The sequence below is a fragment of the Variovorax sp. GW821-FHT10C12 genome, assembly GCF_059415405.1.
In genome coordinates this window covers 559,437-584,888 of the sequence record NZ_JBWKNE010000001.1, presented here as the reverse complement: position 1 = coordinate 584,888, position 25,452 = coordinate 559,437, and the positions used below count along the sequence as shown (strand labels likewise).

At 69.2% G+C, this 25,452-nt stretch carries 27 protein-coding genes; 11 read left to right on the top strand and 16 right to left on the bottom strand.

Annotated elements, in window-relative coordinates; all coding sequences use genetic code 11:
- Nucleotides 1–25: 25 nt before the first annotated feature.
- From AC07OH_RS02755 to AC07OH_RS02720, 8 genes are all read right to left on the bottom strand, one after another.
- Nucleotides 26–1,447 (bottom strand): MFS transporter, encoded by a 1,422-nt coding sequence (locus tag AC07OH_RS02755; RefSeq protein WP_495299489.1) that lies wholly within the window; start codon nucleotides 1,445–1,447, stop codon nucleotides 26–28.
- Nucleotides 1,448–1,496: 49 nt separating this feature from the next.
- Nucleotides 1,497–3,398 carry a bifunctional sugar phosphate isomerase/epimerase/4-hydroxyphenylpyruvate dioxygenase family protein gene (locus AC07OH_RS02750; protein WP_495299488.1) on the bottom strand — a complete coding sequence of 634 codons (1,902 nt, stop codon included), beginning with the start codon at nucleotides 3,396–3,398 and terminating at the stop codon, nucleotides 1,497–1,499.
- 141 nt (nucleotides 3,399–3,539) lie between these two features.
- Nucleotides 3,540–4,316: an alpha/beta fold hydrolase gene (locus AC07OH_RS02745; protein WP_070059403.1), complete on the bottom strand. Its 777-nt coding sequence runs from the start codon at nucleotides 4,314–4,316 to the stop codon at nucleotides 3,540–3,542.
- The gene (locus AC07OH_RS02740; RefSeq protein WP_495299487.1) at nucleotides 4,313–5,554 is read right to left on the bottom strand and encodes a multidrug effflux MFS transporter; all 1,242 of its coding nucleotides are present in this window, start codon (nucleotides 5,552–5,554) and stop codon (nucleotides 4,313–4,315) included. The genes AC07OH_RS02745 and AC07OH_RS02740 overlap by 4 nt, the downstream gene beginning before the upstream one ends.
- The gene (locus AC07OH_RS02735; RefSeq protein WP_159272283.1) at nucleotides 5,551–5,991 is read right to left on the bottom strand and encodes a carboxymuconolactone decarboxylase family protein; all 441 of its coding nucleotides are present in this window, start codon (nucleotides 5,989–5,991) and stop codon (nucleotides 5,551–5,553) included. Before AC07OH_RS02735 ends, AC07OH_RS02740 begins: the two co-directional genes overlap by 4 nt.
- A complete protein-coding gene (gene pcaB / locus AC07OH_RS02730) occupies nucleotides 5,988–7,202 on the bottom strand; it encodes a 3-carboxy-cis,cis-muconate cycloisomerase (RefSeq protein ID WP_369632323.1) in 1,215 nt (404 codons plus the stop codon). The genes AC07OH_RS02735 and pcaB overlap by 4 nt, the downstream gene beginning before the upstream one ends.
- A 16-nt stretch (nucleotides 7,203–7,218) precedes the next feature.
- The gene (locus tag AC07OH_RS02725) at nucleotides 7,219–8,052 is read right to left on the bottom strand and encodes a shikimate dehydrogenase family protein (RefSeq protein ID WP_495299486.1); all 834 of its coding nucleotides are present in this window, start codon (nucleotides 8,050–8,052) and stop codon (nucleotides 7,219–7,221) included.
- 30 nt (nucleotides 8,053–8,082) lie between these two features.
- On the bottom strand, nucleotides 8,083–9,006 hold the full coding sequence (locus AC07OH_RS02720) for a shikimate dehydrogenase family protein (protein ID WP_095947409.1): 924 nt from the start codon (nucleotides 9,004–9,006) through the stop codon (nucleotides 8,083–8,085).
- Nucleotides 9,007–9,205: 199 nt separating this feature from the next.
- On the opposite strand from AC07OH_RS02720, the gene AC07OH_RS02715 reads away from it, so the two are divergent.
- From AC07OH_RS02715 to AC07OH_RS02675, 9 genes are all read left to right on the top strand, one after another.
- The gene (locus AC07OH_RS02715) at nucleotides 9,206–10,000 is read left to right on the top strand and encodes an IclR family transcriptional regulator domain-containing protein (protein ID WP_056573982.1); all 795 of its coding nucleotides are present in this window, start codon (nucleotides 9,206–9,208) and stop codon (nucleotides 9,998–10,000) included.
- Nucleotides 10,001–10,074: 74 nt separating this feature from the next.
- The gene (locus AC07OH_RS02710; protein WP_495299485.1) at nucleotides 10,075–11,082 is read left to right on the top strand and encodes a Bug family tripartite tricarboxylate transporter substrate binding protein; all 1,008 of its coding nucleotides are present in this window, start codon (nucleotides 10,075–10,077) and stop codon (nucleotides 11,080–11,082) included.
- A gap of 26 nt (nucleotides 11,083–11,108) precedes the next feature.
- Nucleotides 11,109–11,780, top strand: a complete 672-nt coding sequence (locus AC07OH_RS02705; RefSeq protein ID WP_495299484.1) for a response regulator — start codon at nucleotides 11,109–11,111, stop codon at nucleotides 11,778–11,780.
- Nucleotides 11,777–13,192 carry a sensor histidine kinase gene (locus tag AC07OH_RS02700; RefSeq protein ID WP_495299483.1) on the top strand — a complete coding sequence of 472 codons (1,416 nt, stop codon included), beginning with the start codon at nucleotides 11,777–11,779 and terminating at the stop codon, nucleotides 13,190–13,192. The genes AC07OH_RS02705 and AC07OH_RS02700 overlap by 4 nt, the downstream gene beginning before the upstream one ends.
- A 23-nt stretch (nucleotides 13,193–13,215) precedes the next feature.
- Nucleotides 13,216–14,235, top strand: a complete 1,020-nt coding sequence (locus AC07OH_RS02695) for a Bug family tripartite tricarboxylate transporter substrate binding protein (RefSeq protein WP_495299482.1) — start codon at nucleotides 13,216–13,218, stop codon at nucleotides 14,233–14,235.
- Between the two features lie 15 nt (nucleotides 14,236–14,250).
- Nucleotides 14,251–14,655: a DUF6194 family protein gene (locus tag AC07OH_RS02690; RefSeq protein ID WP_495299481.1), complete on the top strand. Its 405-nt coding sequence runs from the start codon at nucleotides 14,251–14,253 to the stop codon at nucleotides 14,653–14,655.
- A gap of 65 nt (nucleotides 14,656–14,720) precedes the next feature.
- Nucleotides 14,721–14,963, top strand: coding sequence for a ParD-like family protein (locus AC07OH_RS02685; protein WP_495299480.1), 243 nt, complete (start codon nucleotides 14,721–14,723; stop codon nucleotides 14,961–14,963).
- Nucleotides 14,964–14,965: 2 nt separating this feature from the next.
- Nucleotides 14,966–15,757 (top strand): type I methionyl aminopeptidase, encoded by a 792-nt coding sequence (gene map / locus AC07OH_RS02680; RefSeq protein ID WP_495299479.1) that lies wholly within the window; start codon nucleotides 14,966–14,968, stop codon nucleotides 15,755–15,757.
- A gap of 28 nt (nucleotides 15,758–15,785) precedes the next feature.
- Nucleotides 15,786–16,304, top strand: a complete 519-nt coding sequence (locus tag AC07OH_RS02675) for an SRPBCC family protein (protein ID WP_495299478.1) — start codon at nucleotides 15,786–15,788, stop codon at nucleotides 16,302–16,304.
- A gap of 6 nt (nucleotides 16,305–16,310) precedes the next feature.
- Here the strand turns inward: AC07OH_RS02675 and AC07OH_RS02670 are convergent, their stop codons facing one another.
- The 8 genes from AC07OH_RS02670 to AC07OH_RS02635 form a co-directional block, all read right to left on the bottom strand.
- On the bottom strand, nucleotides 16,311–17,285 hold the full coding sequence (locus tag AC07OH_RS02670; protein ID WP_495299477.1) for a Csu type fimbrial protein: 975 nt from the start codon (nucleotides 17,283–17,285) through the stop codon (nucleotides 16,311–16,313).
- The gene (locus tag AC07OH_RS02665; RefSeq protein ID WP_495299476.1) at nucleotides 17,273–19,519 is read right to left on the bottom strand and encodes a fimbria/pilus outer membrane usher protein; all 2,247 of its coding nucleotides are present in this window, start codon (nucleotides 19,517–19,519) and stop codon (nucleotides 17,273–17,275) included. The genes AC07OH_RS02670 and AC07OH_RS02665 overlap by 13 nt, the downstream gene beginning before the upstream one ends.
- Nucleotides 19,520–19,622: 103 nt before the next feature.
- On the bottom strand, nucleotides 19,623–20,372 hold the full coding sequence (locus AC07OH_RS02660) for a fimbrial biogenesis chaperone (RefSeq protein ID WP_495299475.1): 750 nt from the start codon (nucleotides 20,370–20,372) through the stop codon (nucleotides 19,623–19,625).
- Between the two features lie 33 nt (nucleotides 20,373–20,405).
- A complete protein-coding gene (locus tag AC07OH_RS02655; protein WP_495299474.1) occupies nucleotides 20,406–20,930 on the bottom strand; it encodes a Csu type fimbrial protein in 525 nt (174 codons plus the stop codon).
- A gap of 431 nt (nucleotides 20,931–21,361) precedes the next feature.
- On the bottom strand, nucleotides 21,362–21,901 hold the full coding sequence (locus AC07OH_RS02650; RefSeq protein WP_495299473.1) for a hypothetical protein: 540 nt from the start codon (nucleotides 21,899–21,901) through the stop codon (nucleotides 21,362–21,364).
- A gap of 31 nt (nucleotides 21,902–21,932) precedes the next feature.
- Nucleotides 21,933–22,607, bottom strand: a complete 675-nt coding sequence (locus tag AC07OH_RS02645) for a hypothetical protein (protein WP_495299472.1) — start codon at nucleotides 22,605–22,607, stop codon at nucleotides 21,933–21,935.
- A 43-nt stretch (nucleotides 22,608–22,650) separates the two neighbouring features.
- A complete protein-coding gene (locus tag AC07OH_RS02640) occupies nucleotides 22,651–23,775 on the bottom strand; it encodes a 3-deoxy-7-phosphoheptulonate synthase (RefSeq protein WP_495299471.1) in 1,125 nt (374 codons plus the stop codon).
- Nucleotides 23,776–23,922: 147 nt separating this feature from the next.
- Nucleotides 23,923–24,564 carry a hypothetical protein gene (locus AC07OH_RS02635; protein ID WP_495299470.1) on the bottom strand — a complete coding sequence of 214 codons (642 nt, stop codon included), beginning with the start codon at nucleotides 24,562–24,564 and terminating at the stop codon, nucleotides 23,923–23,925.
- 200 nt (nucleotides 24,565–24,764) lie between these two features.
- Here AC07OH_RS02635 and AC07OH_RS02630 point away from each other — a divergent pair, with 200 nt between their 5' ends.
- Together AC07OH_RS02630 and AC07OH_RS02625 are read left to right on the top strand one after the other, a co-directional pair.
- Entirely contained in the window at nucleotides 24,765–25,022 is a 258-nt protein-coding gene (locus AC07OH_RS02630) for a hypothetical protein (RefSeq protein ID WP_495299469.1), read from the top strand.
- Nucleotides 25,007–25,450, top strand: a complete 444-nt coding sequence (locus AC07OH_RS02625) for a hypothetical protein (RefSeq protein ID WP_495299468.1) — start codon at nucleotides 25,007–25,009, stop codon at nucleotides 25,448–25,450. Before AC07OH_RS02630 ends, AC07OH_RS02625 begins: the two co-directional genes overlap by 16 nt.
- Nucleotides 25,451–25,452 lie beyond the last annotated feature (2 nt).

The following is a 25,452-nucleotide window of genomic DNA, read 5'->3' as shown; positions in this document are numbered from 1 at the left end:
CAACCCCTTTGTGCGCGCGGGGTCTTCAGGCCATGGCCTTGCGGCGCTCGCGCTCCATGCGCGCGCTGGCCAGCGTTTCTTCGCGCAGGCGGTCGTACTCGGCCTTGTCGACCGGCACGGCGTTCGGGTCGCCCAGGTCGCGCATGTGGATGCGGTAGGTCTCGCGGGCGCTCATGGCGGCCAGCGCGGCCAGCACGGTCACCGCGAAGGTGATGGCGCCGACCGTGAACCACACGTTGGTCGAGCCCGGAGGCGCCACGGCGGCGAACAGCGCGGGCAGCAGCGCGGTGAAGGTGGTGCCGATGTTCTGCGAGATGGCCATGGCCGACACGCGGTTGCGGGTGCGGAACAGCTCCGGGTAGAAGCTCGGGAAGGTCGCGTTGTAGCCCTGGTACACGATGCCCCACATCAAGAGCGACATGCAGATGGCCAGCGGCACGTTCTTGATGCTGATGGCGTACAGGTACACGAACGACAGCAGGCCCGAAGCCAGTGCGCCCACGATGATCGGCGGCTTGCGGCCGATGCGGTCCGACAGGTTGCCCACGAACGGGATCACCAGCACGGCCAGGATATTGCCCAGCACGGGAATCCACAGGTACACGTCTTTCTGGAAGCCGATGCCGTAGGCGGCCTGCACCGCGTAGGCCGCGCCGAACACGGTGGCGACCACGGGAATCACGTTCATCAGCGCCATGCAGACCACGCGCAGCATGTCGGCCCAGCTGTCGGTGAAGGCCTGGACGATGGGCGACTTCGCCACTTCGCCCTTCTTGTCGACTTCGGCAAAGGCCGGCGTTTCGTCGACCTCGCGGCGGATGATGTAGCCGGCCACGATCACGATGAAGCTCAGCAGGAATGGAATGCGCCAGCCCCACGAGTTGAAGGACTCTTCAGGCATGTAGTGCGCGAGCGGCAGGAACACGGCAGCCGCCAGGATCTGGCCGGCCTGCACGCCCTGCAAGGTGAAGCTCGCGAAGAAGCCGCGGCGCCCGAACGGTGCGTGCTCCAGGATCATCGAGCTCGCGCCCGAAATTTCGCCCGCCACCGCGAAGCCCTGCACCAGGCGCAGGAACACCAGCAGCGCCGGGGCCAGCAGGCCGACCTGGTCGTAGGTCGGCAAGAGGCCCACGGCCACGGTCGAGAAGCCCATCAGGAACATGCACAGCACCAGCACCTGCTTGCGCCCGTGCGTGTCGCCCCAGTGGCCGAGCACGAAGGCGCCGATGGGACGCGCGACATAGCCCACGCCGTAGGTCGCGAGCGACGCAATGATGGCCGTGGTCGGGTCGCCCTTGGGGAAGAAGATCTGCGGAAAGATCAGCGCCGCGGCGGTGGCGTAGATGAAGAAGTCGTAGTACTCCAGCGCCGAGCCGATCCAGCCGCTGGCGGCGGCTTTCCTCGACTGGTGCTTGCCTTGCGGCTCTTTGGCGGATGGGTTGGCCATGGGTTGTCTCCAGTGGTGTGACGAAGGTGTCGGATGCGAGGGGAAAAAATCAGTCTTGTTGTTGGGGCTGCTGCGCCTGCGACGCCATGCGCGCGGGTGCGTTGAGCGCGCCGTAGGCGTCGTAGCCACCCACGCGCTGCGCGACCTCGAAGAAGAGGCCGCCGTCGAAACTCTCGGTGTAAATGTGCAGGTAGTCGCCGGCCGCCGAGCGGTCGAACAGCACGCCGGCTTCGCGCATGCGCGCCAGCAGCTCGGGCGCCACGTCGATGCGCGTGGCCAGGTCGTCGTAGTAGTTGTCCGAGATCGGCACGAAGCGCGTGCCGTTGGCACGCAGCCGGGCCACGGTGTCGAAGATGTCGTCGCAATCGAGCGCGATGTGGTGCACCGCGCCGCCGCCGGTCACGCTCAGCGTGCGCGCGGTGCGCGTGCGCTGGCTCAGCGACACGTTCAGCACCAGGCGCAGGCTGCGGTCGGCATTGGCCACGCCGCGGCTGCGGATCAGGCCGAAGGGGTCGGCCAGCTCCAGGCTCTCTCCGGGCTCCAGGCCAAGCACGGCGCGCGTGAACAGCACCCAGGTGTCGAGCTGGTCGAGCGCCAGGCCCAGCGCCACGTGGTCGATGCGCGTGAGGCCCGCATCGCTGTCGCCCGGCCCCGCGTCTTCGAGGATGAAGTCGGTCTCGTACAGCCCGTTGGCGCCCAGCGCCTCGGGCACGAAATGGATCAGGTTGCCGCCCGGCGCCACGATGGCCGGCACGCGCAGCTCGTTCGGCCCGACCGGGCTGTCGTGGCGCTGCGAGCGCATGGCGCTGGCGCGGCCCACGGCCGCGAGCGGGTCGGCGCAGCGCACGCCCAGCGCGCAGACCGAGGTGCCGTGCGCCTCGAAACGCTGGCGCGCGAACGAATCGGGCTGCGCGTTGACGATGAAGTGGATGCCGCCCTGGCGGTACAACGTGACGGCCTTGGAGCGATGGCGCCCCACGCGGCGAAAGCCCAGCTGCCCGAGCAGCGCGCCGAGCGTGACGGCCGAGGCCTCGTCGGCCGCGAACTCGATGAACGACAGCCCCGAGAGCGCCGGCGCGGGCGGCGGGTTGAACAGCTCCACGCGCTGCGGCTGCACGGGGGCATTCCCGTTGGCGAGCCGCTCGCGCGTTTCGCTTTCGAGGTACAGCAGCGAGCGCATCGCATCGACGGCGGTGCGGCGGTTCGGCGTCTCGCGGAAGATGTCGTTGAAGATCTCCAGCGACAGCGGCCCGGTGTAGCCCGCGCGCAGCACCTGCTCGAAGAAGCCGACCACGTCGAAGTCGCCCTGCCCCGGGAACGAGCGGTGGTGGCGCGCCCACTGCAGCACGTCCATCGACAACAGCGGTGCATCGGCCATCTGCACGAAGAAGATCTTCTCGCCCGGAATCGCTGCGATGCCTGCCGGGTCGTCCTTCAGCGACAGCGTGTGGAAGCTGTCGAGGATCAGCCCGAGGTGCGGGTGGTCGGCGCGCTGCACGATGTCCCAGGCCTGGGCGTAGCGCGAGGTGTGGCGGCCCCAGGCCAGCGCCTCGAAGCCCACACGCAGGTTGCGGCGCGCGGCGCGCTCGGCCAGCTCGTGCAGCTGGGCCGCGGCGCGCGCCGGGTCGTTCACCGACAGCGGCGAGGTGTTGGAGCAGCACAGCACCAGCGGCGCGCCCATGGCTTCCATGAGGTCGAACTTGCGTTCGGCGCGCTCCAGGCTGCGGTGGAACTGCGCCTCGGGCATACCTTCGAAGTCGCGGAACGGCTGGTACAGGTCGATAGCCAGGCCCAGGTCGGCCACGAGGCCGCGCAGCTCGGCGGCGGTGCCGCGGAAGTTGACGAAATCGGCCTCGAACAGCTCAATGCCGTCGAAGCCTGCGGCCGCAATGGCTTCGAGCTTCTGGCGGAGGGTGCCGCTGAGCGAGACGGTGGCAATGGCGCGGTGCATGGGGATGGACTGTAGAAAGAGCCCGGGCGCGCCACAACGCAAATCAGCCCCTTCTGATCGATGATCGCACGCAACCGATCATCATTCGCACGAAATAGGGGTTACACCTAGCCCACACGGGGGTGCGGGCCGGGCGTTTTTTCAAAGGCTGCGCCAGTAATCGATCAGCATCTGCGCGAACTCGACCGGGCGCTCCACCGCGCTCAGGTGCGCGGCGTCGATGGTCGCCAGCCGCGCGCCGGGGATCTGCGCCACCATGGCCTCGGACATGGCCAGGGGCGTGGCCTCGTCCTGCAGCCCGCCGATCACCAGCGTGGGCGTGGCGATGCGGCGGTTGCTGTCGCGAAAGTCGATGGCGGCCACGGCGTTGCAGCTCTCGATGTAGCCCTGCGCGTCGGTGCGCACCAGCGTGTCGTGCAAGGTGCGCGCGGCCACCGCGCCCTCGGGCGTGGCGGCGTAGGCCGGCGTGAGCCAGCGCGCCACGGCGCCCGGGGCGATGGCGGCCACGCCCTTGGCGGCCACGGTTTCCGCGCGCAGGCGCCACGGGGCCTGGTCGGGGTAGTGCGCGGCCGAATTGGCGATCACCACGGTCTTGAGCTGCGCGGCGTGCCGCACCGCCAGCGCCTGCGCGGTCATGCCGCCCATCGACAGGCCCACGAAGTGCACGGGCTCGCCGCCCGTCTCGCGCGCGATCAGCTCGGACGCGTCCTGCGCCAGCGTTTCCACGCGCAGCACGCCGGGCACCACCTCGGAGCCGCCGTGGTTGCGGTGGTCGTAGCGGATCACCGTGTGGGCGCGCGCGAGCTGCGCGGCCACGCCGTCCCACATGTGCAGGTCGCAGCCGAGCGCATGGCTGAGCACGACGAAGGGGCCGTCGCCTTCGCGCACGACATTCAGGCGGGGGGTGGAAGTGGTCATGGGGTGGAGTCCTTCTTTGGGGAGGATGACGGAACAGGTTGAGAGAGACGCGGCAGCCACAGGAACGCGATGGCCAGCAGCACGGTGCCGGCCATCAGCATCGGCACCACCATCGGCCAGGCGCCGTACGAAAAATTCGTGTCGACGAACAACGCGGCGACCTGCCCCACGCAGAACGCGACCATCATCATGCCGAAACCGGACCACGACACGGCGCGCCCCGCCAGGTGCGGCAGGTCGCCCACGGCGCCGGCCTGCCCGCAAGGCTGGTGGATGCCGTGGCCGAGGCAGTACACGGCGTGCCCCGCCAGCAGCGGCACCGCGCTGTGCGGCATCAGCCAGCAGCCCAGCGCCTGGATCACGGCGCCGGTGATGCTCAGCACCGCGCCCAGGCGCACGGTGCGCATCGGCCCGAAGCGGCGCAGCAGGCTGCGGCACATCGTGGTGCTGAAGATGTAGACCAGCGAGCCGCCGGCCGGAATCCAGCCGTACCACGCGGGCGACCAGCCGAGGTAGCCGATGTAGACCATCGGGGAGAGCAGCAAAAAGCAGAACAGCCCGCCGTAGGTGGCCGCCGCCACCGAGGCCCAGGCGCGGAAGGCGCGGCTCGCGAACACGGCGCGCGTGCTGCCGCGCGGCGCGGACGATTCGCCTCCGGCCAGCGGCTTGCGCGTTTCGCCGAACGAGCGCCAGCACAACGCGAACAGCGCCAGCGAATAGACCGCCATCGCGACCATCACCCAGCGCCAGCCCGCGCCCTGCACCAGCCAAGCGCCCAGCAGCGGCGCCACCAGCCCGACCATGCCCAGGCCCGTGAGGCCCCGCGCCATGACGTGCGGGCCCTCGTGCGCCGGATACAGGTCGCGCACCGCAGCGCGTGAGCACACGAGAATCGCCGCCATCGAAAAACCCTGCAGCGTGCGCCAGCCCGCGAGCACCGCCACGCTGCCCGCAAAGGCACCGCCGAAAGCCGCGACCACATAACAGGCCAGCCCCGCCAGCAGCACCGGCCGACGCCCGAAGCGGTCGGCCAGTGGGCCGCACAGCAGCTGCGCAAAGCCGAAGGCCAGCACGAACAGCGTGAGGCTGGTGCTGGCCGAGCCCAGCTCCTTCGCGATGGCGGGCAGCGCAGGCAGATAGCTGTCGGTGGCCACCGGTTGCGCGGCCAGCAGCAGCGGCAGCAGCAAGGTGAAACTGACGTCGAACCGGCCCTTCTTCGGGGCGACCGGCGCGTTCACTGCGCCGCGGACGGAGCAGCGGGTGCTGCGGGCAGCAGGCCCTTCTCGCGCAGGATGTTCGTCGCGATGCCGAAGGCGTGGTTGGCCACCGGCACGCCGCAGTAGATCGCGGCCATCATGATCACTTCCTTGATCTCGTCGGGCGTGAGGCGCGACTCGGGCGGGCCGTCGAGCGCGGCGCGCACGTGCATGGCGAACTCTTCGTAGGCATGGATGCCCAGCATCATCGACAGCACCATGAAGCGGCGCGTCTTGTCGCCCAGCGCAGGGCGGCCCCAGATGTCGTTCCACGCGTGGCGCGTGATGAGCTCCTGGAACTCGGCGTTGAAGCCGTTGCGGTTGGCGAGCGACTTGTCGACCCAGGCGTCGCCGAGCACGCGGCGGCGGTTGACGAGGCCGTCTTCGTAAGGATTGCTCGGGGTGTCGGGGGCGGTCATGGCGAGAGTTCCTTGTCGGATGAGAGTTGGGCTTGCAGGGCTTTCACCTCTGCCACAGCGATGTGCCCCGCATTCACGGCGAGTGCGGGGTCGAACCATTCGTCGGCCGCGTCGCGCGGCAGCTCGGCGCGCAGCCGGTCGATGTTGGCGCGCATGCGCGCGGCGTCGACCTGCAGGCCGGGCAAGGCGCCGGCCATGGCACGCACGCTGCCGTGCGCCGACATCAACAGCTGCGGCCATTCGGCCAGCTCGGCCTGCCAGGCGCCGAGCGCGCGTTCATGCTGCTGCGGCATGGCACCGAGCAAGGCGGCCACGCGCTGCGGCGCGCGGTGCGCGGCGGCGATGGCGACCATCGAGGCCACGGGGTTGCGCTTGTGCGGCATCGCCGACGAGCCGCCGCGCCCGGGTTCGCTGGGCTCGGCGACCTCGGCCACTTCGTACTGGCCGAGCAGCGAGATGTCGACCGCGACCTTGCCCAGGCTGCCCGTGAGCAGGCCGAGTTCGCAGCCGAGCGCGACCCATTCGTCGCGCTGCGTGTGCCACGTGGCGCCGGGGTCGCCCAGGCCGAGTTCCTTGGCCATGCGCTGGCGCACCGCGGCGCCCTGCCCCTTCATCTGCGCCAGCGTGCCGACGGCGCCGCCGAGCTGCAGCTGCAGCGCGTGCTTCGCGGCGGCGCGCAGGCGCGTGCGGCTGCGCACCAGCGGCGCGGCCCAGCCGGCGCACTTGAAGCCGAAGCTGGTGACCGAGGCCGGCTGCATCAGCGTGCGCGCGAGCATCGGCGTGTCGGCGTGCTGCACCGCCAGGCGCAGCAGCGCATCGGCGGCCTTGGCCAGGTCGGCCTCGACGAGTGCGACGGCTTCGCGCGTGACCAGCGCCATCGCGCTGTCGATCACGTCCTGGCTGGTGCTGCCGAAGTGCACGAAGGGCACCGCCTCGGCATTGAACAGGCCCACCGCCTCGCGCAGCGCCTTCACCAGCGGGATGGCGACGCTGCCGGCGCGTCCGCTCTCGCGCACGATCTTGGCCACGTCGAACAGCTCGACCTTGCAGCTGCCGACGATCGAATGCGCGGCGCTCTCGGGAATCAGCCCCTCGGCCGCCTGCGCGCGCGCGAGCGCGGCCTCGAAGCGCAGCATGGCGTCGACGAAGGCGCGGTCGCTGAAGGCGCCCAGCGTCTCGGAGGTGGAAAGGAAGCCTTCAAAAATGCTCATGCGTGTTCCGATGTTTTCAGTATTTCAATTGCGCGACGGCGCGCAGTTCTTCAGGTGAGGCGGTGCCGAAGCCGAAGAACTCGAGGTAGGCCGGGATCATCTCGAACAGCATGTCGGTGCCCACCTGCACCTGGCAGCCCTTGGCCTTGGCGGCCTGCAGCAGCGGCGTGTATTCGGTCTTCATGACGACCTCGCCGACGAAGGTGTCGGGGGCGATGCGGTCCACGTCGAAGGGCAGCGGGTCGCTGTCCTTCATGCCCAGCGGCGTGGCGTTGACGACCACGTCGAAGCCCGCCGGGTCCTTCGAACCGGTGGCGACCTTCATCTGCGGATAGTGTTCGCGCAGCCGCGCGGCCAGGGCCTGCGCGGAGGCGTCGCTCATGTCGAACAGCATCAGCTCGGCCGCGCCGGCCGCCGCGATCGACGCCGCAATGGCCGACCCGACGCCGCCCGTGCCCGACACCAGCACGCGCGTGCCCTTGAACAGGCGCCCCTTGCGCTCCACGCCGCGCACGAAGCCCGCACCGTCGAACTGGTCGCCCAGCAGGCTGCCGTCGGGCCGCTTGAGCACGGCGTTGCAGGCGCCCGCGACGCGCGCGGTGGGCGTGACCTCGTCGACCAGCGACATCGTCGTGACCTTGTGTGGCATCGTGACCAATGCGCCGCGCAGGTTCGAGAACTTGAAGATCTGCGCGAGCGACACCGCATAGTCCTCGGGCTTCACGCCCATGGGCACGACGACCGCGTCGATGCCCTGCTTGTCGAACCAGGGGTTGTAGATCATCGGCGCCTTGAAGGCCTCGGTGGGGTAGCCGATGTGGGCGATGAGCGTGGTCTTGCCGGAGATCATGGGCGTCGTCTTGTTCAGGAAGGTGCGGGGTCAGGCCACGCTCGGGGATTGGTAGCGCAACGGGGTTGCGATCTCGGCGTGCATCGCCGGCGGATAGATGAGCTCGCGCAGGAAGTCGGCGTCGGCCTGCATCGCATCCGCCGCGTCGATGTGGCCGAAGTAGCGGAAGTAGTGCGGCATCTGCTGCACCAGCATCTCGAAGCCGGCCTGTGCGTTGAGCCCGCGCGCACGTGCCGCACGCACCAGTGGCGTGGGCTGGTTGCGCAGCAGGATGTCGAACAGCGCCGCGTGCGGTTCCATGCGCGCCACGTCCAGCGGCAGCGCGTCGTCTTCGGCCAGGCCCAGCGGCGTGGCGTTGATGACGAGGTCGTAGCCCTCGGGCGCGTTGCTGTCCACGGCAACCACGGTCGCATCGAAGAAAGCGTCGAGCTTGGCGGCCACGCCCGCGGCCTTGCCGGAGGCGGTGTCGAAGAAGGCGATGTGCTCCGCGCCGTTCACCGTGCCGCCTTCGGCCAGCGCCACGCCGATGGCCGCGGCGCTCACGCCCGCGCCGAGGATCAGCACGCGCTTGCCGCGAAACGGCACATTGCAGCGATCGAGCGCGCCGATCAGGCCCTCGCCGTCGAACAGGTCGCCCTCGAGCTGGTCGCCCTCGGTGCGGCGCACCACGTTGACCGAACCGGCCACGCGGCCGAACAGGCCGCAGCCGTCGAGCAGGTCGACCACGCGCGGCTTGTGCGGCGGCGCGATCACCATGCCGCGCACGTTGCGCGCCAGGAAGGCCGACTTCATGAACACCGCGAAATCGCGCACCGGCACCTGCATGGGCACCAGCACCGCGTCGATGCCGTAGCGCGCGAAGGCCGCGTTGAACATGCGCGGCAGCCGCACGTTGCGGACCGGGTCGCCGGGGATGAGGTAGGCCTGGGTGCTGCCGGTGATGATGGGGCTCATGGGCGTGCTTCCGTTCGTCAATCGCTCGTTTCGGGGCGGAACAGCGGGCTTTATAGTCCCTTCGCGCGCAGCCTGCTGGGATAGGAGGCCTCAAACGTTCGATGATCGATCTTTCAAGTTCGACAATCGATCAAATTGCGGGTTTTTACTTAGCCATTCGGGCCCCGCCGCCGCGCCGGACGCGGGCACACTTCCGCCCATGAACAGCACCAGCCCCGACGACTCGACGCCGCCCGCCGGCCTGGACAAGCGCGACTGGATCGCCGGGCTGGAGCGCGGCGTGAGCATCATCGAGGCCTTCGACGACGCCAACCCACGCCTCACGGCCAGCCAGGCCGGCCAGCGCACGAACATGACGCGCACCGCCGCGCGGCGCTACCTGCTCACCCTGCAGCACATGGGCTACGTGGCCAGCGACGGCAAGCTGTTCTGGCTCACGCCGCGCGTGCTGCGCCTGGGGCAGTCGTACCTCGAGTCGGCCCGCCTGCCGCGCGTGGTGCAGCCCTTCCTGCAGCGCGTGGCGGCCGGCACCAACGAGATCGCCTACCTCAGCGTGATGGACGGCGACGAGGTGGTCTACATCGCGCGCAACGGCCCCAACCGCAGCATGAGCACCGGCTACGTGCTCGGTGCGCGCGTGCCGGCGCAGGTGACGGCCTCGGGCATGCTGATGCTGGCGCTGCGCAGCGACGCCGAATTGAACGACTGGCTGGCCACGCGCCAACTGACGGTGTTCACCTCGCACACCATCGCGAGCATGGAGCGCATGAAGCTGGAGCTGGCGCGCATCCGCGCCCAGGGCTGGGCGCTGTCGGAACAGCAGCTCGACCTGAACTCGCGCGGCATCGCCGTGCCGCTGCGCGACCGCCACGGCACGCTGGTGGGCGCGCTCAACATCACGATGCCGATGGGGCACGAGAGTTCGGAAGACGCGGTGGCGCGCGTGCTGCCGGTGCTGCGCGAGACGGCGCAGGCGATGCGCAACCTGATCTGAGGCACTGACAGCATTCCGACAGCATCCGCCCGGCAGGATGCGGGCTTCCATCCAAAAAACACTGGAGACAAGCCATGTCCGACCGCTTCCCCACCGACGTTCCCCTGAGCCGCCGCCACTGGCTGCAAGCCGGCGGCGCCCTCACCCTCGGCGGCCTGCTGCCTTCGATGGCCTGCGCGCAGGACGCCTGGCCCAGCAAGTCGATCCGCTTCGTCGTGCCCTTCGCGCCGGGTGGCAGCTCGGAGATCGTGGCGCGCTCCACGGCCGCCGAGCTGTCGCGCACGCTGGGCCAGAGCGTGTTCGTGGACAACAAGCCCGGCGCGGCCGGCAACATCGCCATGAGCGAAGTGGCGCGCGCCACCGACCAGCACACGCTGATCCTCGGCCACATCGGCACGCTGGCCGTGAACCCCTACATCTTCGCCAAGCTGCCCTACGACGCGAACAAGGACTTCAAGCCCGTGAGCCTGCTGGCCAAAGTGCCCAGCCTGTACGTGGTGCACCCCGACGTGCCGGCCAAGAACCTCAAGGAGTTCATCGCCTACGCCAAGAGCAAGCCCGGCAAGCTGAGCTACGGCTCTGCCGGCAACGGCAGCGCCGGCCACCTGGCCTTCGAGTACCTGAAGATGACGGCCGACGTGTTCATGCTGCACGTGCCCTACCGCGGCACCGGCCCCATGGTGACCGACCTGCTCTCGGGCCGGCTCGATGCCTCGGCCATCGGCGCGGCGGCGATCATTCCGTTCATCAAGGCCGGCAAGGTGCGCTGCATCGCGACCGGCTCGGCCAAGCGCCTGGCGCAGCTGCCCGACGTGCCGACCGTGGCCGAGCAAGGCTTCCCCGGCTTCGAGATGACGCAGTGGTACGGCATGCTCGCGCCGGCCAGCATCACGCCCGCGCAGATGGCCAAGCTCTCGGCCGAGACCATGAAGGCCGTGAAGTCGCCCGACTCGATGCAGCGCCTCACGGCCGATGCGGCCGAAGCCGTAGGCGGCACGCCGGAGCAGTTCGCGCAGTTCATCACCGCCGAACAGAACCGCTGGCAGAAAGTGATCGCCCGGGCAAACATCAAGCCTGATTGAGGCAGGCAGGCCCTAGCATCGGCGCCATGCGCATCCTGCTGGCCGAAGACGAACACACCCTGGGCACCTGGCTCTGCAAGGCGCTGGAACATGCGGGCATCCAGGTCGAATGGGTGGACGACGGCCGGCTGGCCGACCGGGCCCTGCAGCAGCGCGACCACGACGCGCTGGTGCTCGACCTGGGCCTGCCCGGCATGGACGGCCACACGGTGCTGCAGCGGCTGCGCGAACGCGACCAGCGGCTGCCGGCGCTGATCCTCACGGCGCGCGACTCGCTGGACGAGCGCGTCGCCTCCCTCAACGCGGGCGCCGACGACTTCCTCGCCAAGCCCTTCGCCTTGGCCGAGCTGGAAGCGCGGCTGCACGCGCTGGTGCGCCGCGCGCGCGGCGTGGAGCATCCGCGCCTGGCCTGCGGGCCGCTGGTGTACGACGGCGCGCGCCGGCAGTTCACGCTGGGCGGCGAGGCGCTGGCCCTGTCGCCGCGCGAACAGGCGGTGCTGCGCGCGCTGGTGCAGCGCAGCGGCGAGCCGCTGTCGAAGCAGCAGATCCTCGACCGCGTGTTCTCCGACGACGACGAGGTGCACCTCGAAGCCATCGAGGTGCTGGTGTACCGGCTGCGCAAGCGGCTCGACGGCAGCGGCGTGCGCATCGTCACGCTGCGCGGTCTCGGCTACGTGCTGGAAGCGGACACTGAGTGAGCGCGCTGCGCCGCTTCACCGACCGCCTGCGCCGCACCAGCCTGTGGCAGCGGCTCGCGCTGCTGCTGTTCCCGGCCCTGCTGCTGGTGACGGGCATCGAGCTGTGGATGACGCGGCACGACGCACTGGCCGCCGCCAACGCCGCGTACGACCGCTCGCTGCTCGGCGCGCTCAAGTCGATCGACGCGAACATCTCCACGGCCTCGGGCGGACTGTCGGTCGAGCTGCCGTACACGATGTTCGAGTTCTTCGAGCTCACGGCCAGCGGGCAGGTGTTCTTTCGCGTCGCGACCTCCGACGGGCTGGTGGAGCTGGGCAGCGCCGACCTGCCCGCGCCGCCGGTCGAGCCGGCGATGGGCGTGCCGGCCTTCTACGACGCCACCTACTTCGGCGAGGCCGTGCGGCTCGCGGCCTACCGGCGCGACCTGGACCGCGCGCCGGCCGGCAGCACCGGGCGCAGCGTGCTGATCCAGGTCGGCGAGAGCACGCGCTCGCGCCAGGAGTTCACCAGCCGCTTCGTGCGCAGTGCCGCGCTGCGCGACGGGCTGATCCTCGCGATGCTGCTGTGCGGCACCGCGCTGGCGCTGGCGGCGGCGCTGCGCCCGCTCTCGCGGCTGGCGCGCGAGGTGCAGGCACGCACGCCCGACGACCTCACGCGCATCGCCGAGACCGACCTGCCCGCCGAGGTGCGCCCGCTGGTGGCCGCCGTGAACCAGCAGATGGCGCGCACGCAGGAACTGGTCGCGCAGCAACGGCAGTTTCTCGACGACGCCTCGCACCAGCTGCGCACGCACCTGACCACGCTGCAGATGCAGGCCGACTACGCACGCCGCGAGGACGACCCCGCGCAGGTGCGCGCCGCGCTCGATGCGCTGGGCGCCGAGATCGGCCGCGCCACGCGCAGCGCGCAGCAGCTGCTGGCGCTGGGTCGCAGCGACACCGTGGCCGTGGCGCCCGCCGAATTCGACACCGCCGAGCTGCTGCGCGAGGTGGCGGTCGACCTGCTGCCGCTGGCGCGCGCCAAGCGCATTGACCTGGGCATCCATGCGCCCTCGCCCGAGCTGCACGCGGTGGGCGACCGCGGCCTGCTGCGCGAGGCGCTGAGCAACCTCGTCGCCAATGCCATCGCCTACACGCCGGCGGCCGGCACGATCACGCTCTTCGCGGCCGGCGACGCCGCGGGCTGGAGCCTCAACGTGGAGGACGACGGTCCCGGCCTGAGCGAGGACGAACGCGCCACGCTGGGCCAGCGCTTCCGGCGCGGCGCGCGCGCGGACCAGGGCGGCTTCGGGCTCGGCCTGGCGATCGTGCGTTCGATCGCGCAGCGGCACCGTGGCGACTTGCGGCTCGAAGCGCGCGGCGCCGGCCCGGGCCTGCATGCCATCATCTGGTGGCCCCGGCCTGCGGGGTGAACCGCAGCCCTCCTTCTTCTTCGATGCCACGCCCTCTCGCCTTCACCCGTCGCCATGCGCTGCGCGCGCTGTCCGCGTGGCTCGCGCCCGCCGCGCTGCAGGCGACGGCGGCGGCGGGCGACGCGTCCGAAGGCCCGGCGGAATGCGTGATTCCCGCCAAGGCCGGCGGCGGCTTCGCACTGACCTGCGCCCTGGCGCGCGATGCGCTGCAGGCCGTGCGCCCCGCGCGCACGCCGCTCGCGCAGCGCTACCTGCCGGGCGGCATCGGCGCGGTGGCCTTCGACCGCATCGCGAGCGGCCAGCTCGGCGGGCCGGGCACGCTGGTCGCGTTTTCGAGCGGCTCGCTGCTCAACCTCGCGCAGGGCCGCTTCGGGCCGCACCCGCCCTCGGCCGTGCGCTGGATCGCCACGCTGGGCACCGACTACGGCGTGGTCGCCGTGCACCGCGATTCGCCCTACCGCCGTTTGCAGGACCTGATCGCCGCGCTGCGCCAGGACCCGTCGCGCGTGGTCTTCGGCGCGGGCGGTACGGTCGGCAGCCAGGACTGGGTGAAGGCCGCGCTGCTGGTGCGCGCGGCCGGCGGCGTACCGAAGGCGATGCGCTTCGTGTCCTTCGAAGGCGGCGGCGATGCGCTGGGCGCGCTGCAGGGCAAGCACGTCGACGCGTTCCCGGGCGACGCCGCCGAGGCGCTGCAGGCCATCGCCGGCGGCGCGCCGCTGCGCCTGCTCGCGGTGCTGTCCGAAGCGCGGCTGGGCGGCGCGCTCACCGGCGTGCCCACCGCGCGCGAGCAAGGCGCGGACATCGTCTGGCCGACCGTGCGCGGCGTCTACCTGAGCGCCAACGTGCCCGACGCCGCCGTGCGCGCCTGGACCACCGCCTTCGCCGAGGCCACGGCCGCGCCGGGCTACGCGGCGCTGCGCGAGCGGCATGGCCTTTATCCTTTCGCGCTCACCGGCGCCGCACTCGACGACTACGTGCAGGCGCGCATCAAGGCCTACCAGGCGCAGGCCGACGAGCTCGGCCTGCGGCGCTGGAAGCCCTGAACACATCCGCAATTCATGACCGAAGACGACATCACCCAACACCTCATCGACACGCTCGGCGGCGGCCATTTCGAAGTCACCGACGACAACACCTTCTTCTTCCACGGCGCGGACAACAAGTTTCCCTTTGCCACGATCGTGACGAAGGACAACGACTTCGACAGCGCCTCGAAACTGAACCGGCCCGGCGTGTTCCGCCTGAATGTCGGCGTGGGCAAGGAGACCTTTCGCGCGCTGTTCGGCGACGCCGAGCCGTCGGGCATCGACTACACCGCGCTCGACCGGCTGATGCCGCACCCGTTGTACGCCAAGATGTATTGGGTGAGCGTGATCAACCCGAGCGCCGCGACCTTCGAGACCGTGAAGCCGCTGCTGGCGGAAGCCCGCAACCTGCTGATCGCGCGAGACAAGGGCGCGTAGTCCTCCTAAACACCCGGCCATATGAAACGCATACAATCCATATACGTTTCATACAGAGGTGGCCCATGGGCATCGTCAAGATTTCAGACCTGATGCACGAAAACCTGCGCGTGGCGGGCAACGCCCTCAGCCGGTCGATCAATGCGCAGGCAGAGCACTGGATGCGGGTCGGCATGCTGACCGAGATGCATCCCGACCTCGACTACCGGGAGGTCTGCCAGCTGCTGATCCAGGCCGAGCTTTCGGGCGGACTGGACATTGCCGCCCCACCAGGCAAGCCTCGCGCCCCCGCAAACGGCAAGCACTGACGATGGCACACGACGTTCCACTCAAGTCCGCCGAAGAGCTGGTGATGGCGCGGCGGGCCGCACAGCTGGCCGCCGAGGTCCTGGCCATGATCGAGCCCCAAGTCGTGCCCGGCGTGAGCACCGAAGCGCTCGACCGCCTCTGCCACGCACACATCGTGAAGGTGCAAGGCGCCATTCCCGCCAACGTGGGCTACCTGGGCTATCCGAAGACCATCCTCACCTCGGTGAACCAGGTGGTGTGCCACGGCATTCCCTCGGCCGACAAGATCCTGAAGGCGGGCGACATCGTCAACATCGACGTCGCCGTCAACAAGGACGGCTGGTTCGGCGACACCAGCCGCATGTTCTTCGTCGGTGAACCCAGCGTGCTCGCACGCCGACTGGTGGAGACGACCTACGAAGCCCTGTGCGCCGGCATCCGCCAGGTGAAGCCCGGCGCGACGCTGGGCGACGTGGGCCACGCGATCCAGTCGGTCGCGCAGCGCGAGCACTTCAGCGTGGTGCGCGAATACTGCGGACACGGCATCGGCCGCATCTACCACGACGAACCGCAGGTGCTGCACTTCGGGCGACGCGGGGCGGGCCTCGTGCTCGAGCCGGGCATGGTCTTCACGATCGAGCCGATGCTCAACGCGGGCCGCGCCGAAACGAAGCAGCTGGCCGACGGCTGGACCGTCGTGACCAAGGACCGCTCGCTGTCCGCGCAATGGGAGCACATGGTCGCGGTCACGGCCGACGGCTACGAGGTGCTGACGGCCTGGCCGGGTGGCACGGGCGCCTACGCGCCGATCTGATGCGCAACGCGGCCGGGCCGTGGCCGCAATGTCCTTCATCGCCCAGGCTGCTTCGCGGGTGGGCGGGCTGCCTTGCATTAGGCTGCGCGTTTTTACTCCTGGCCTGCTCATGCACATCGAAGAACGCATCCACATCGCAGTCCCGCCCACGGTCGTCGACCACATCTGGAGCGAGGTCGATCGATGGCATCTCTGGGACCCGGACACCAAGAAGGCCCAGCTCAACGGCCCCTTCGCCGTGGGAACCAAAGGCCGGATCGTTCCCAGCAAGGGCATGGGCGTGCCGATGGCGGTCACGGAGCGCACCGAGGGCCGCTCGTTCACCGTCGAAGGCCACATTCCCCTGTTCCGCATGCACTTCGAGCACACGGTGTCGCCCGTCGCCGGCGGCTCGGAAGTGGTGCACCGCGTGTGGTTCACCGGTGGCCTCGCCTTCCTGTTCGGACCCGGCGTTGCCAAGCAACTTCGCACGGGGCTTCCCCGGACCATGCAGTCGCTGAAAGCCTATGCAGAGCAGCGCCACGCGCCGGTTCGCGCCGGCGCCTGACCGCCCCTAGTAGGTCACCGTGACGGTGACCGTGTCGCTGTAGCTGCCCGGCGCCACATTGGTCTGGGCCGGCACCCGGCCGTAGACCGGGATGGCGCTGCCGGGATTGCCGCTGCCGTCGACCGTGTCCGTGCCCGCGGCATTGCCCCAGCGCAGCGAGCGCGCGGCATCGCGGTACAGCTCGTAGCGGATGTAGTCGCCGGTGCCGCCCGCCATGCGCCGCTGCGTCCCCGTCACGTTCACGCCATTGCTCAGCCCCACCTTCCAGGCGGTGCTGGGCGGGCAGGCCATGGTGATGGCCGCCGCGCCGTCGACTGCGGACGCCAGCGAGCTGGCACTGCCGAAGTCCAGGTCGGTGGCCGTCACGCTGACGGCACAGGCGCTCGAATAGGTGGCCGTGACCTGCGTGTAGAAATTCGTCACCCCGGTGTACTTGGCCGAGCTCGCGTTGCAACTGCCGGGGGCGTTGCCGCTCTTCATGCCCCAGACGACCTGGGAGTTGTAGATGTTGGCCTGGTAGCTGCCCGCCGCCAGCGACTGCCCCGACGGCACACGGCCGTACAGCGGAATGTTCAGCGCGACGTTGCCGCCGCCCGCCGGCAGCACGAACACGCCCGCCGCGCTGCTGTAGGTGCCGCCGCCCGGCGGTGGGCCGACGATGCTACTGCGGCCCGCATCGGAATAGATGTTGTAGGCCATCTGCGAGCCGTTCCAGTTGGTCATGTAGCGCGGCGCGTAGCCGGCGATCTCGTTGCCCTGGTAGACGTACACGCAGTAGTTCATGTACATCGTCTGGCCGGTGTCGTTCTGGCAGGCGAAGCCGACCGTGGCGGTGGTGTCCGTCGCCGCCGACGCCGTCACGGTGCCGAAGGCGAAGCTGGGCTGGCTGGCGACCCAGCAGCTCGGGTCGGCATGCGCCGCGCCCATGCCCAGCAGCCACGAGAGCGCCAGCGCCAGTTTCACGAATCTCAACGTCCACATGTCAACCGCTCTTTCTGCAAACCACCGCCCTCGGGACGCCGCCATTCGAACTGCGCCCGGCACACCGCGCCGTCGGGCGTGCGCACGGCCAGCGTGTTGCGCACGTCGAGCGTGTCCAGGTACACCCAGCCGTCATAGCCCACCACCGCACCGCCGCCGTCCTGGCCGTTCACCTGCACGCGGCTGCCCAGCGGCAAGGGCTGGCCCTGTGCGTCCATCAATGCCACGTGGGCTGCCCGCACGGGCGTGATGCCGAAATGCGCCCGCGCGCCCGACCGGCCGGCGGGAGTGATGAGGCTCTCGGCGCGCTCGATGCGCACGTCGGCGGGAAGGTCCATCGGGTCGATCGCCAGCTTGTTGTTCTGGTAGGCGTTCACCGGCACGACCAGCAGCAGGCCGCTCGCATTGGTCTGCCCCACCGGTCGATTCTCGAGCTTCACGGGCACGCCGGCCACGCCGTCGGTGTCCACCACCGCAAAGGCATCGTCGATGCGCCGCGCGGCCAGCACCCCGCCGCCCATCAGCACCAGCGCACCGCTGGCGCCGGCGTAGGCGTAGCGGCTGGCGCGGCCGCCGCCCATCTCGCTCACGCCGGCCTGCACGCGGCCGTAGGGGCCGAGGTAGTTGATTTCGGCCTGCCCGCCGGTCGTGCCGCCGCCCGTGCGCGCGGTGGCGCGCCAGCCCCAGCCGCCGTCACCGAGGGGGGAGTGCTGCGCGCTGACGGTGCCCACGGTGCCCTGGTCGCCGCTGCGCTGCACGCCGGCGCTCACGCTGGTCTGCGCGTCCCACGACCAGCTCAGGCCGACGAAGATGCCGCGGTCGCTGCGCTTGTCCAGGTTCTGGTTCATGCCCACCGAGACCGAGGTCGTGCGCCCGATCGAACGGAACCAGTTCACGCTGGCGTAGCGCGACGCGTTCTGCCCCACCGGGCGCAGGTAGAGGTAGCTGACGCTGACGTTGCCCAGGCCGCCCATGTCATAGCCCACGCTCGCACTGGCGCTGCCCTTGGCCGGCGCCGAGCCGTAGGCCGTGGCCACGTCGCGGTAGTCGCCCTGGGTGCGGGTGCCGTTCAGGCCGACCGACAAGCGCTCCTGCCGCCACAGGTAGCCCAGGCTGGTCTGCGTGCCGCTGCGGCTGCCGCCGGGGGCGTCGGCGTCGTGCCGGCTGCCCGCCAGCGCGGCCGACAGCGTGCCCGCGGCGCCCAGTTGCCACACGCCCCCGGCGCCGGCCAGCGCCAGGCCGCGCGTCACTTCGCCATGCGCTTCCACCGTGAAGCTGTCGCTGAGGCCCCGGCGCCAGGTGCCGGTCAGCACCGGTTGCTTGCCATAGTCGAAGGAGCGCAGGCCGTAGTTGCGGCGCACCACGCCCAGGTCCACCGTCCAGTCGCTCAGCCCGGGCGCCAGCAGGCGGCTGCTGTCGAAGAGAGAAAAGCTCAGCGTGGCGGCGCGGCCCAGCGCATCGGTCACCACCACCTGCGCCGTGCCCGTGCTGTTGATGCGCGGCAGCGTGTTGAGCTGGAAGGGCCCCGCCGGCACCTGGCCGCTGTACTGGCGAATGCCGTCGATGAACAGTTCCACGTCCGAAGGCATCGTGGCCGAGCCGATGAAGCTGGGCAGCGGCGCGGTCTGCCGGTAGGGCTGCAAACCGAAGTCGCGCGACAGCTGGATGCCGCCGATGCGCGTGGCGCGCGACCAGGGCACGGCGCCGGTGAGCGTGTCGCCCACGCGCAGGGTGAGCATCCTGTCGGGGAAGGCCAGGCTCCAGGTGCTGTCCATGCGCACGGACTGGTCCTTCCAGCCCTGGGTGTCGTGCGTGCGCTGCATCAGCCAGGTGGTGCTGAGCACGCTGGCGCCGCGAAACGCGCGCAGCTCGCCGAAGGCGCTCAGGCTGGCGCTGCCGCCCCTGCCCTGGGTGCCATAGAGGTCGTAGTTCAGCAGCAGGCCGGTGGACGTGCTCAGGGGCTGCGCGGTGACGGCCGCCTGCCCCACGGTGGCCGTGGGCAGCTGCAGCATCGCCAGCGGCGCGGTCAGGCTCAGTTGCTGGCGCGCGGCGTCGTAGTCGGCCACCAGCCCGGGCAGGTCGCGCAGGGGCAGCCATTCGGCGCCGTTGTCGGGCAGGGAAAAACTCAGTTCGCGCAGCACCGCGCGGGAGGCCCACAAGGCCCCGGCCTGCAGGCGAAACGGGTGCAGTCCACGCGCCATGCCGTTGAGGCTGACCTCCAGGTACAGCGTCATGGCCCCCGGCACGGACTGCGCGGCGGGCGCTGCGTGGGCAGGGAGCGCGGTCAGGGCCAGTGCAAACGGAGCCAGCAAGGCCCTCGCAGCGAACCCGGCCCGCTCAGCGCGCCAGCGGCGCGAGGTTGGCGTCCGTCGTTCTGCCATCGATCATGACCTGCCAACGGCCCGGGCCGGCCACGGCGGCGGGCGGCGTCTTCAGCGGCCAGCGCATGGTGGCGCCGGGCAGCACGTAGCCCAGCAAGCCGGTGTAGGCGGCGACGGCGCGGCCGTCGGCGCCGGTGAACACGAGGTCCGCCAGCTGGGCATGCACCCCGCCGCTGTTGCTGACTTCCAGCACGGCCTTGCCGTCCTCGCGCCGCAGGCTCCAGCGCAACTGCGCGGGGGCCGGCTCCGCGCCCGCCGGGGACACGAAGATGGGCAGCGAGTGCCGCATCACGAAGTTCAGGTTGCTCTTCTTGCCGTCCGTCGCGGTGCCTGCCGCCTGGGGCACGGGCAGCTCATCCACCAGCACGCGGTAGGCCTCTTCCGCCGGGCCCGCGGGGGGCGGGCCGTTGCGGATCACGCGCACCAGTTGCCGCCCGTCGGTGGGCAGTTGCAGCATGGGCGGGCTGACGACCAATCCGTCCGCTGGCTCCATGCGATCCTGCCCGTCGACCTGCGTCCAGCGGAACACGCGGATCTGCGCGTCCAGCGGCGCGGCTCCCGTGTTGCTCAGCCAGAGCCCGTCGCCCTGCCGGGTCGGCGCCAGCGTCAGGGTGACGGGCGAGACCTGCAGGCCGGCCGCCTGGACCGCACCGCCGCCAAGCAGGCATGCGCCCCACAGTCCGAGGATGGCAAGTGCATGTCTCACGATTCAGCTCTGGCTCGGTGATTCAGCTCTGGCTCAGTACGTGACCGTCACCGTGACGGTGTCGGCGTAGCTGTCCGGGGTGAAGTTGGCGTTGGTGTTCTTGGCGTAAACCGTGTGCGTGATCGCCGCACCGGTGCCCGTGCCGCCGACCACATTGGCGCCGGTGCCGATGGTGTTGCCCCACACGGTGGTGTTGCCCGCGTTGGAGTACAGCGCGTAGGGCACCTTGTCGGTGTTGGTGGCCGAGTTGGCGACGGACGACATGGCACCCGTGCCGTCGGTGGTGCCGCCGTTGGTGGACGAAGGCAGCAGGCCGACGGTGTAGGGCGTGGTCTTGGAGCAGGTGACCGAGATGGTGCTGTTGCCTGTCTGGTTGGTGGCGGTGGGCAGCACGGTGGTGCCCAGGTTGATGTCGGAGGCGTTGCCGGCGGTCACCGAGCAGCTGCGGACGATGGTCATCTTGACCTGGAAGTTGGCACCGGCGGTGTCAGCCAGGGCCGAACCGGATGCGAAAACGAGGGTGGCGGTGGCCGCCGCGGCGACTGCGAGCTTGAGCATGAAGGCACTCCAAATGTAATCAATAAGACCTGACAGGTCGGTATTTTGTAATCATTTTGCATACGTTTTGACTACAAAGTGGCGCAAGGATGCCCCACAACCGGCCCGTTTGCCCTCGGATTCACGGCGCCTCGGCTCAAGTTTCGTGATGTAGTTCTCGTAACAATTGGAAAACTGTTTGCAGTGTTTACATTTCCGCCACAGTCCCGGCGCCGCGTGGCTCGGCGAAATGGAGGCTTGGGTGCGGTCGATGGCGGGTGGGGAAAGTGGTCGCGACAAGCGCAGGGCCCTCGGCGCCAGAGGCTGACCAGCCTATTCGTGCCGATTGGGGGCAGCCCGCCGAATAGGCCGTCACAGCCAGCCCCACAGGCGCCCAGCCCTCTCCCGAATCTCAGACCCTCGCTGCCGACGCCGGTCGAAAACGGTCGCGGTCAAGGTGAGGCTGGAAGACCGTCTTCATAGCGAAACCGGTAGATTTGGCCGTTGAAATCCATCGCCTCGACGAACTGAGGATGAAGCGCAAATCGCTCCGAAAAGATGTCGGCTCCCGACTCGCTCCAGAGAATTTCTCCGGCCGCTGAGAATCGAGCGATCTCCAGCTCCCCATGCGAAATGAAGGCGCTGTGCCTCTCGTCGAAGTGGATTCCAAAGCAGGTCGCCGAGTCCACCTTGAGCGACCAGATCATCTTGGCCGGCTCGAGACCCAAGCACACCACACTGTCTCCCACCGCCAGATAGAGGAGCCCGTCCTTGAAGACAGCCGAGTGCTGGTGCACTCCGCTTGCACCCCCGCCGTTGGAAGTCACTGCGACAGGCTCATCGTCCAGCAGGACGCCATGAATCGAGCTGGGCCATGCCCCATCTGCGAGTTGCACCTCAAGCGGGTAGCACCGAACGTTGTCAGCCGAACTCAACGAATAGGTCGGCTCGTTGACGATCCGAATGACGCCTGCTGGGCTTGAGAGTTGCATGGGACGACGAATCTATGGCCTGGATCACCCATCACGAAACTCGTTCGCAAAACTCAACGGCATCCGGGCAATTCACAAAAATGAAGTCCTCCGCCGCACTTTGCGTACGCCAAACAAACCGGAACTCGGCTTCCTCGGCAAAGCGTTCCTCTTTCATAAAGTAGGCCCGGTCCCCCGTGGCGGCAGCAACCCGCCGCGCAAGGCTTCGCTTGTATGAATCGAAGAACTCTTCCACGTACCCGGCGACGACCCCGATCTTTGACATGTCGAGAACCGGCTCGTCCGCGGGATCCGAGAGTGAGTTTTCTTGCGAAATCGAACGTTCCGCGACGTACTCACATGGCCCCGCAACCGCATCAACAAAGTCGGGGATCTGGGCAGCGACAGCCTGTGAAAATTTCTCAACATCACGAATCGCAAAGTAGCTATCGACTTCGAACCGCCGCATGAGGCTTGGACCTTCCTGCGTACTCGTGCAGAGCATGTAGCTATGGGCCCCTGCCCGTTGAATGCCAGCGATGGCGTTGTCGCCTCGCTTCACCAAGAAATTCAGCTTCCCCTCGTTGGCGTCGCGGCGGACGCTGCTCTCGTGTGCGATACACCGAGCATAGGAAGTCAGCATCAATCGTCCCGAATGAAAGAACTCGTCGACATATTTGCCATCCATGTAGCGAAACACGGTTGGCGAAGGATTGCTGTGGATCATGAGACGCTGGCTTGAAGCCGAAGCTGCCAAGGAAGCTTGAGCCTCAGGCCTTGGCCAACCGGCGCCGCGCCTTCACCGCCGACGCCAGCCCTTCGAGCACCGGCACCGTCTGCGCAAAACCGATGCACGCATCGGTGATCGACACGCCGTGCTTCAGCGGCACACCAGGCTTCAGGTCCTGCCGGCCTTCCTCGAGGTGGCTCTCGATCATGATCCCGGTGATGCGCCGCTCGCCACCTGCGATCTGCGCCGACACGTCCTCGGCGACCACGATCTGGCGCTGGTGCTGCTTGCTGCTGTTGCCGTGCGAGACGTCGATCATCACCTGCGGGCGCAGGCCGTTGGCCAGCAGCGCCTCGCAGCTCGAAGCGACATCCGCCGCCGAATAGTTGGGCGCCTTGCCGCCGCGCAGGATCACGTGGCAGTCGTCGTTGCCGCGCGTCTCGAAGATCGCCGCCATGCCCATCTTGGTCATGCCCATGAAGGCATGCGGCGCGCGGGCCGCGAGGATGGCGTCGGCCGCCACCTTCACGCTGCCGTCGGTGCCGTTCTTGAAACCGACCGGGCAGCTCAGGCCCGAGGCCAGCTGGCGGTGGCTCTGGCTCTCGGTGGTGCGCGCGCCGATGGCGCCCCAGGCGATCAGGTCGGCGATGAACTGCGGGCTCAACAGGTCGAGGAACTCGGTGCCGGTCGGCAGGCCCAGCGTGGTCAGCTCCAGCAGCAGGCGCCGCGCGCGCTCCAGGCCTTCGTTGATGGCGAAGCTGCCATCCAGGTGCGGATCGTTGATGTAGCCCTTCCAGCCGACGGTGGTGCGCGGCTTCTCGAAGTAGGCGCGCATGACGATGAGCAGGTCGTCCTGCAGCGAATCGGCCACCTTCTTCAGGCGCTGCGCGTATTCGATGGCCTGGTCGTGGTCGTGGATGGAGCACGGTCCGACCACGACCACCAGCCGGTCGTCGCGGCCGTGCAGCACGTCGGCGATGGCGGCGCGGCTGCCTTCGACCAGCGCGAGCGTGTTGTCGCGCACGGGCACGCGCTCCTGCAGCAGCGCGGGGGTCATGAGGGGGCGCACGGCGCCGATGCGCACGTCGTCGATGCGGGTGGTGTCGAGGGTGCTGTCGCGGGAGCCGACTTCGGCGTCGTGGCGGGGGTCGTCGAGGCGGGACATGGTCGTGGAATGCTGTGATGTCGAGGGGGTTGCTTCGATTGTCCCCCAGCACGCCCTCCTCCCCCGGCTCAGGCCGCCTTCAGGAACACATCATCGTCCGGCACGGCCTGCATCGGCAGTTGGCCTCATGGGCCAAAAGCCAGGCGATCACGCCGACGAACGCGACAGCGTCGCCAACTTCTTCCTCGCGCTCTGCAAGAGGCCGACCTTCTCGACGGGCAGCGGCGCCTTCGTATCCCCGAGCTTGATGATCTCGAGCGCCGCGGGTTTCGGCATGAGCGCATCGCGCGGCGTGAGGCCGTTGAACTTCGCGTTCGAGATGACGTGCACCTTCAGGTGGCGGTGGATGGTCTTCGAGAGCTTCCGGCAGGCGGCCGACAGGGTGGCTTCATCGGGCATCGACTGGCCGTGCACGACGAGCAGCTCCAGGGTGCCGTCTTCGTCCTCCGCGAGCACGAAGGCGCGCACGACCGAGGCCTTGAACTTGCCGCGCAGCATCGCGCGAACCGGCTCGGCCGCGGCGAACGACTTGAGCGCGATGTTGCGCAGTTCGTCGTGGAAGATGAACGCGCGGTCGATCGAGAAGGTCTCGGCCTCCTCGGCCTTCGGCTTTTGCTTCTTCAGGATGCCGCTGCCGACGAGGTGCGCCAAGGTGCGCTCCGCATCGGCCGTGTCGAGCTTGGAGCGATGGGCCAGCTCGCTGGAAGACAAGGGTTGTTGGGGCGCCGCGTAGGCGACCATCAAGAGATTTTGCACCTCGGGGGCGAAAAGAAAATCTGCAGCACTCATTTCGCGGTTCTCAACTTCTCTGCGTGTGTGGGGGTTCTCTACCAGCGGGTTGCATTATCGAGAGCGCCCCGCTTCCCGTGCGATGCGGCTTTCTCCACGGCGTTTTCGCGGCGGATTCCGTCACCGCGCATGGCGCCGGCCTACAGCGGAGCCCGGCGCTCACCGGTAAGAACGGCTGAACACGACAAGGAGCTTCAGCCATGGACCTGGAACAGACGATCGACAAGATCAAGCAGGTGGATGCCGCACGCGCCGACTACCCCGACGAACACCTCGTCGTGCTCGGCGCCGGCGTGCTGCTGTTGCTGGCCGCTGGCCGCAGCCGGTCGTTCCTGATGCGAGTCATCGCGGGCGCCGCCGGCGGCGCGCTGATCGGCCGGGCGGCGAGCGGCACCGGCGGCATCGCGAAGCTGGCCGGCGTGTTGCAAAACGGGGGCCTGGCATGGCCGCGGCGCTGACCCCGCGGGCCCGCCCGCCCGCAGGCGACCCCCGGCGGTACTGGGCCCCGTGCCTGGGCGTGGCGCTGGTGGCGATGTCGCTCTTCTATGTGACCTTGAAAGACCTGGTGCACGAGAGCGCGGCGCGTGCTGCGCTCCTGACCACGGCAGCCGTTCCGGTCGAGGCCGCGCCCGACAGATCGACCGCCCGCGAAACCTTCCCGGATGCGGTGACCCGCGCATCCAAGGAACCTGCCACGCTGACGAACACGCACTTCGAGCCCCCAGTGATCGCCCCCACAGCCAAGACCGTGCCTGCCGTCGTCGAGGTGCACAAGTGCGTCATGCCCGAGGGCGATGCGGCCTACTCCGACGGGCCGTGCCCCGCACGCGCTCGCGCGAGCACGCTGCGATTGCCGCGCGACCTGCACGCCTTGGCGAGTCCCTGAGC

What these genes read in the sequence shown, in the direction of transcription:
- AC07OH_RS02670 (WP_495299477.1), bottom strand. Translation starts at nt 17,285, where the DNA reads ATGTGGACGTTGAGATTCGTGAAACTGGCGCTGGCGCTCTCGTGGCTG.
- AC07OH_RS02755 (WP_495299489.1), bottom strand. Translation starts at nt 1,447, where the DNA reads ATGGCCAACCCATCCGCCAAAGAGCCGCAAGGCAAGCACCAGTCGAGG.
- AC07OH_RS02720 (WP_095947409.1), bottom strand. Translation starts at nt 9,006, where the DNA reads ATGAGCCCCATCATCACCGGCAGCACCCAGGCCTACCTCATCCCCGGC.
- AC07OH_RS02665 (WP_495299476.1), bottom strand. Translation starts at nt 19,519, where the DNA reads ATGACGCTGTACCTGGAGGTCAGCCTCAACGGCATGGCGCGTGGACTG.
- AC07OH_RS02675 (WP_495299478.1), top strand. Translation starts at nt 15,786, where the DNA reads ATGTCCTTCATCGCCCAGGCTGCTTCGCGGGTGGGCGGGCTGCCTTGC.
- AC07OH_RS02710 (WP_495299485.1), top strand. Translation starts at nt 10,075, where the DNA reads ATGTCCGACCGCTTCCCCACCGACGTTCCCCTGAGCCGCCGCCACTGG.
- AC07OH_RS02690 (WP_495299481.1), top strand. Translation starts at nt 14,251, where the DNA reads ATGACCGAAGACGACATCACCCAACACCTCATCGACACGCTCGGCGGC.
- AC07OH_RS02640 (WP_495299471.1), bottom strand. Translation starts at nt 23,775, where the DNA reads ATGTCCCGCCTCGACGACCCCCGCCACGACGCCGAAGTCGGCTCCCGC.
- AC07OH_RS02645 (WP_495299472.1), bottom strand. Translation starts at nt 22,607, where the DNA reads ATGATCCACAGCAATCCTTCGCCAACCGTGTTTCGCTACATGGATGGC.
- AC07OH_RS02735 (WP_159272283.1), bottom strand. Translation starts at nt 5,991, where the DNA reads ATGACCGCCCCCGACACCCCGAGCAATCCTTACGAAGACGGCCTCGTC.
- AC07OH_RS02655 (WP_495299474.1), bottom strand. Translation starts at nt 20,930, where the DNA reads ATGCTCAAGCTCGCAGTCGCCGCGGCGGCCACCGCCACCCTCGTTTTC.
- AC07OH_RS02725 (WP_495299486.1), bottom strand. Translation starts at nt 8,052, where the DNA reads ATGATCTCCGGCAAGACCACGCTCATCGCCCACATCGGCTACCCCACC.
- AC07OH_RS02650 (WP_495299473.1), bottom strand. Translation starts at nt 21,901, where the DNA reads ATGCAACTCTCAAGCCCAGCAGGCGTCATTCGGATCGTCAACGAGCCG.
- AC07OH_RS02625 (WP_495299468.1), top strand. Translation starts at nt 25,007, where the DNA reads ATGGCCGCGGCGCTGACCCCGCGGGCCCGCCCGCCCGCAGGCGACCCC.
- pcaB (WP_369632323.1), bottom strand. Translation starts at nt 7,202, where the DNA reads ATGAGCATTTTTGAAGGCTTCCTTTCCACCTCCGAGACGCTGGGCGCC.
- AC07OH_RS02715 (WP_056573982.1), top strand. Translation starts at nt 9,206, where the DNA reads ATGAACAGCACCAGCCCCGACGACTCGACGCCGCCCGCCGGCCTGGAC.
- AC07OH_RS02685 (WP_495299480.1), top strand. Translation starts at nt 14,721, where the DNA reads ATGGGCATCGTCAAGATTTCAGACCTGATGCACGAAAACCTGCGCGTG.
- AC07OH_RS02705 (WP_495299484.1), top strand. Translation starts at nt 11,109, where the DNA reads ATGCGCATCCTGCTGGCCGAAGACGAACACACCCTGGGCACCTGGCTC.
- AC07OH_RS02750 (WP_495299488.1), bottom strand. Translation starts at nt 3,398, where the DNA reads ATGCACCGCGCCATTGCCACCGTCTCGCTCAGCGGCACCCTCCGCCAG.
- AC07OH_RS02635 (WP_495299470.1), bottom strand. Translation starts at nt 24,564, where the DNA reads ATGAGTGCTGCAGATTTTCTTTTCGCCCCCGAGGTGCAAAATCTCTTG.
- map (WP_495299479.1), top strand. Translation starts at nt 14,966, where the DNA reads ATGGCACACGACGTTCCACTCAAGTCCGCCGAAGAGCTGGTGATGGCG.
- AC07OH_RS02630 (WP_495299469.1), top strand. Translation starts at nt 24,765, where the DNA reads ATGGACCTGGAACAGACGATCGACAAGATCAAGCAGGTGGATGCCGCA.
- AC07OH_RS02695 (WP_495299482.1), top strand. Translation starts at nt 13,216, where the DNA reads ATGCCACGCCCTCTCGCCTTCACCCGTCGCCATGCGCTGCGCGCGCTG.
- AC07OH_RS02745 (WP_070059403.1), bottom strand. Translation starts at nt 4,316, where the DNA reads ATGACCACTTCCACCCCCCGCCTGAATGTCGTGCGCGAAGGCGACGGC.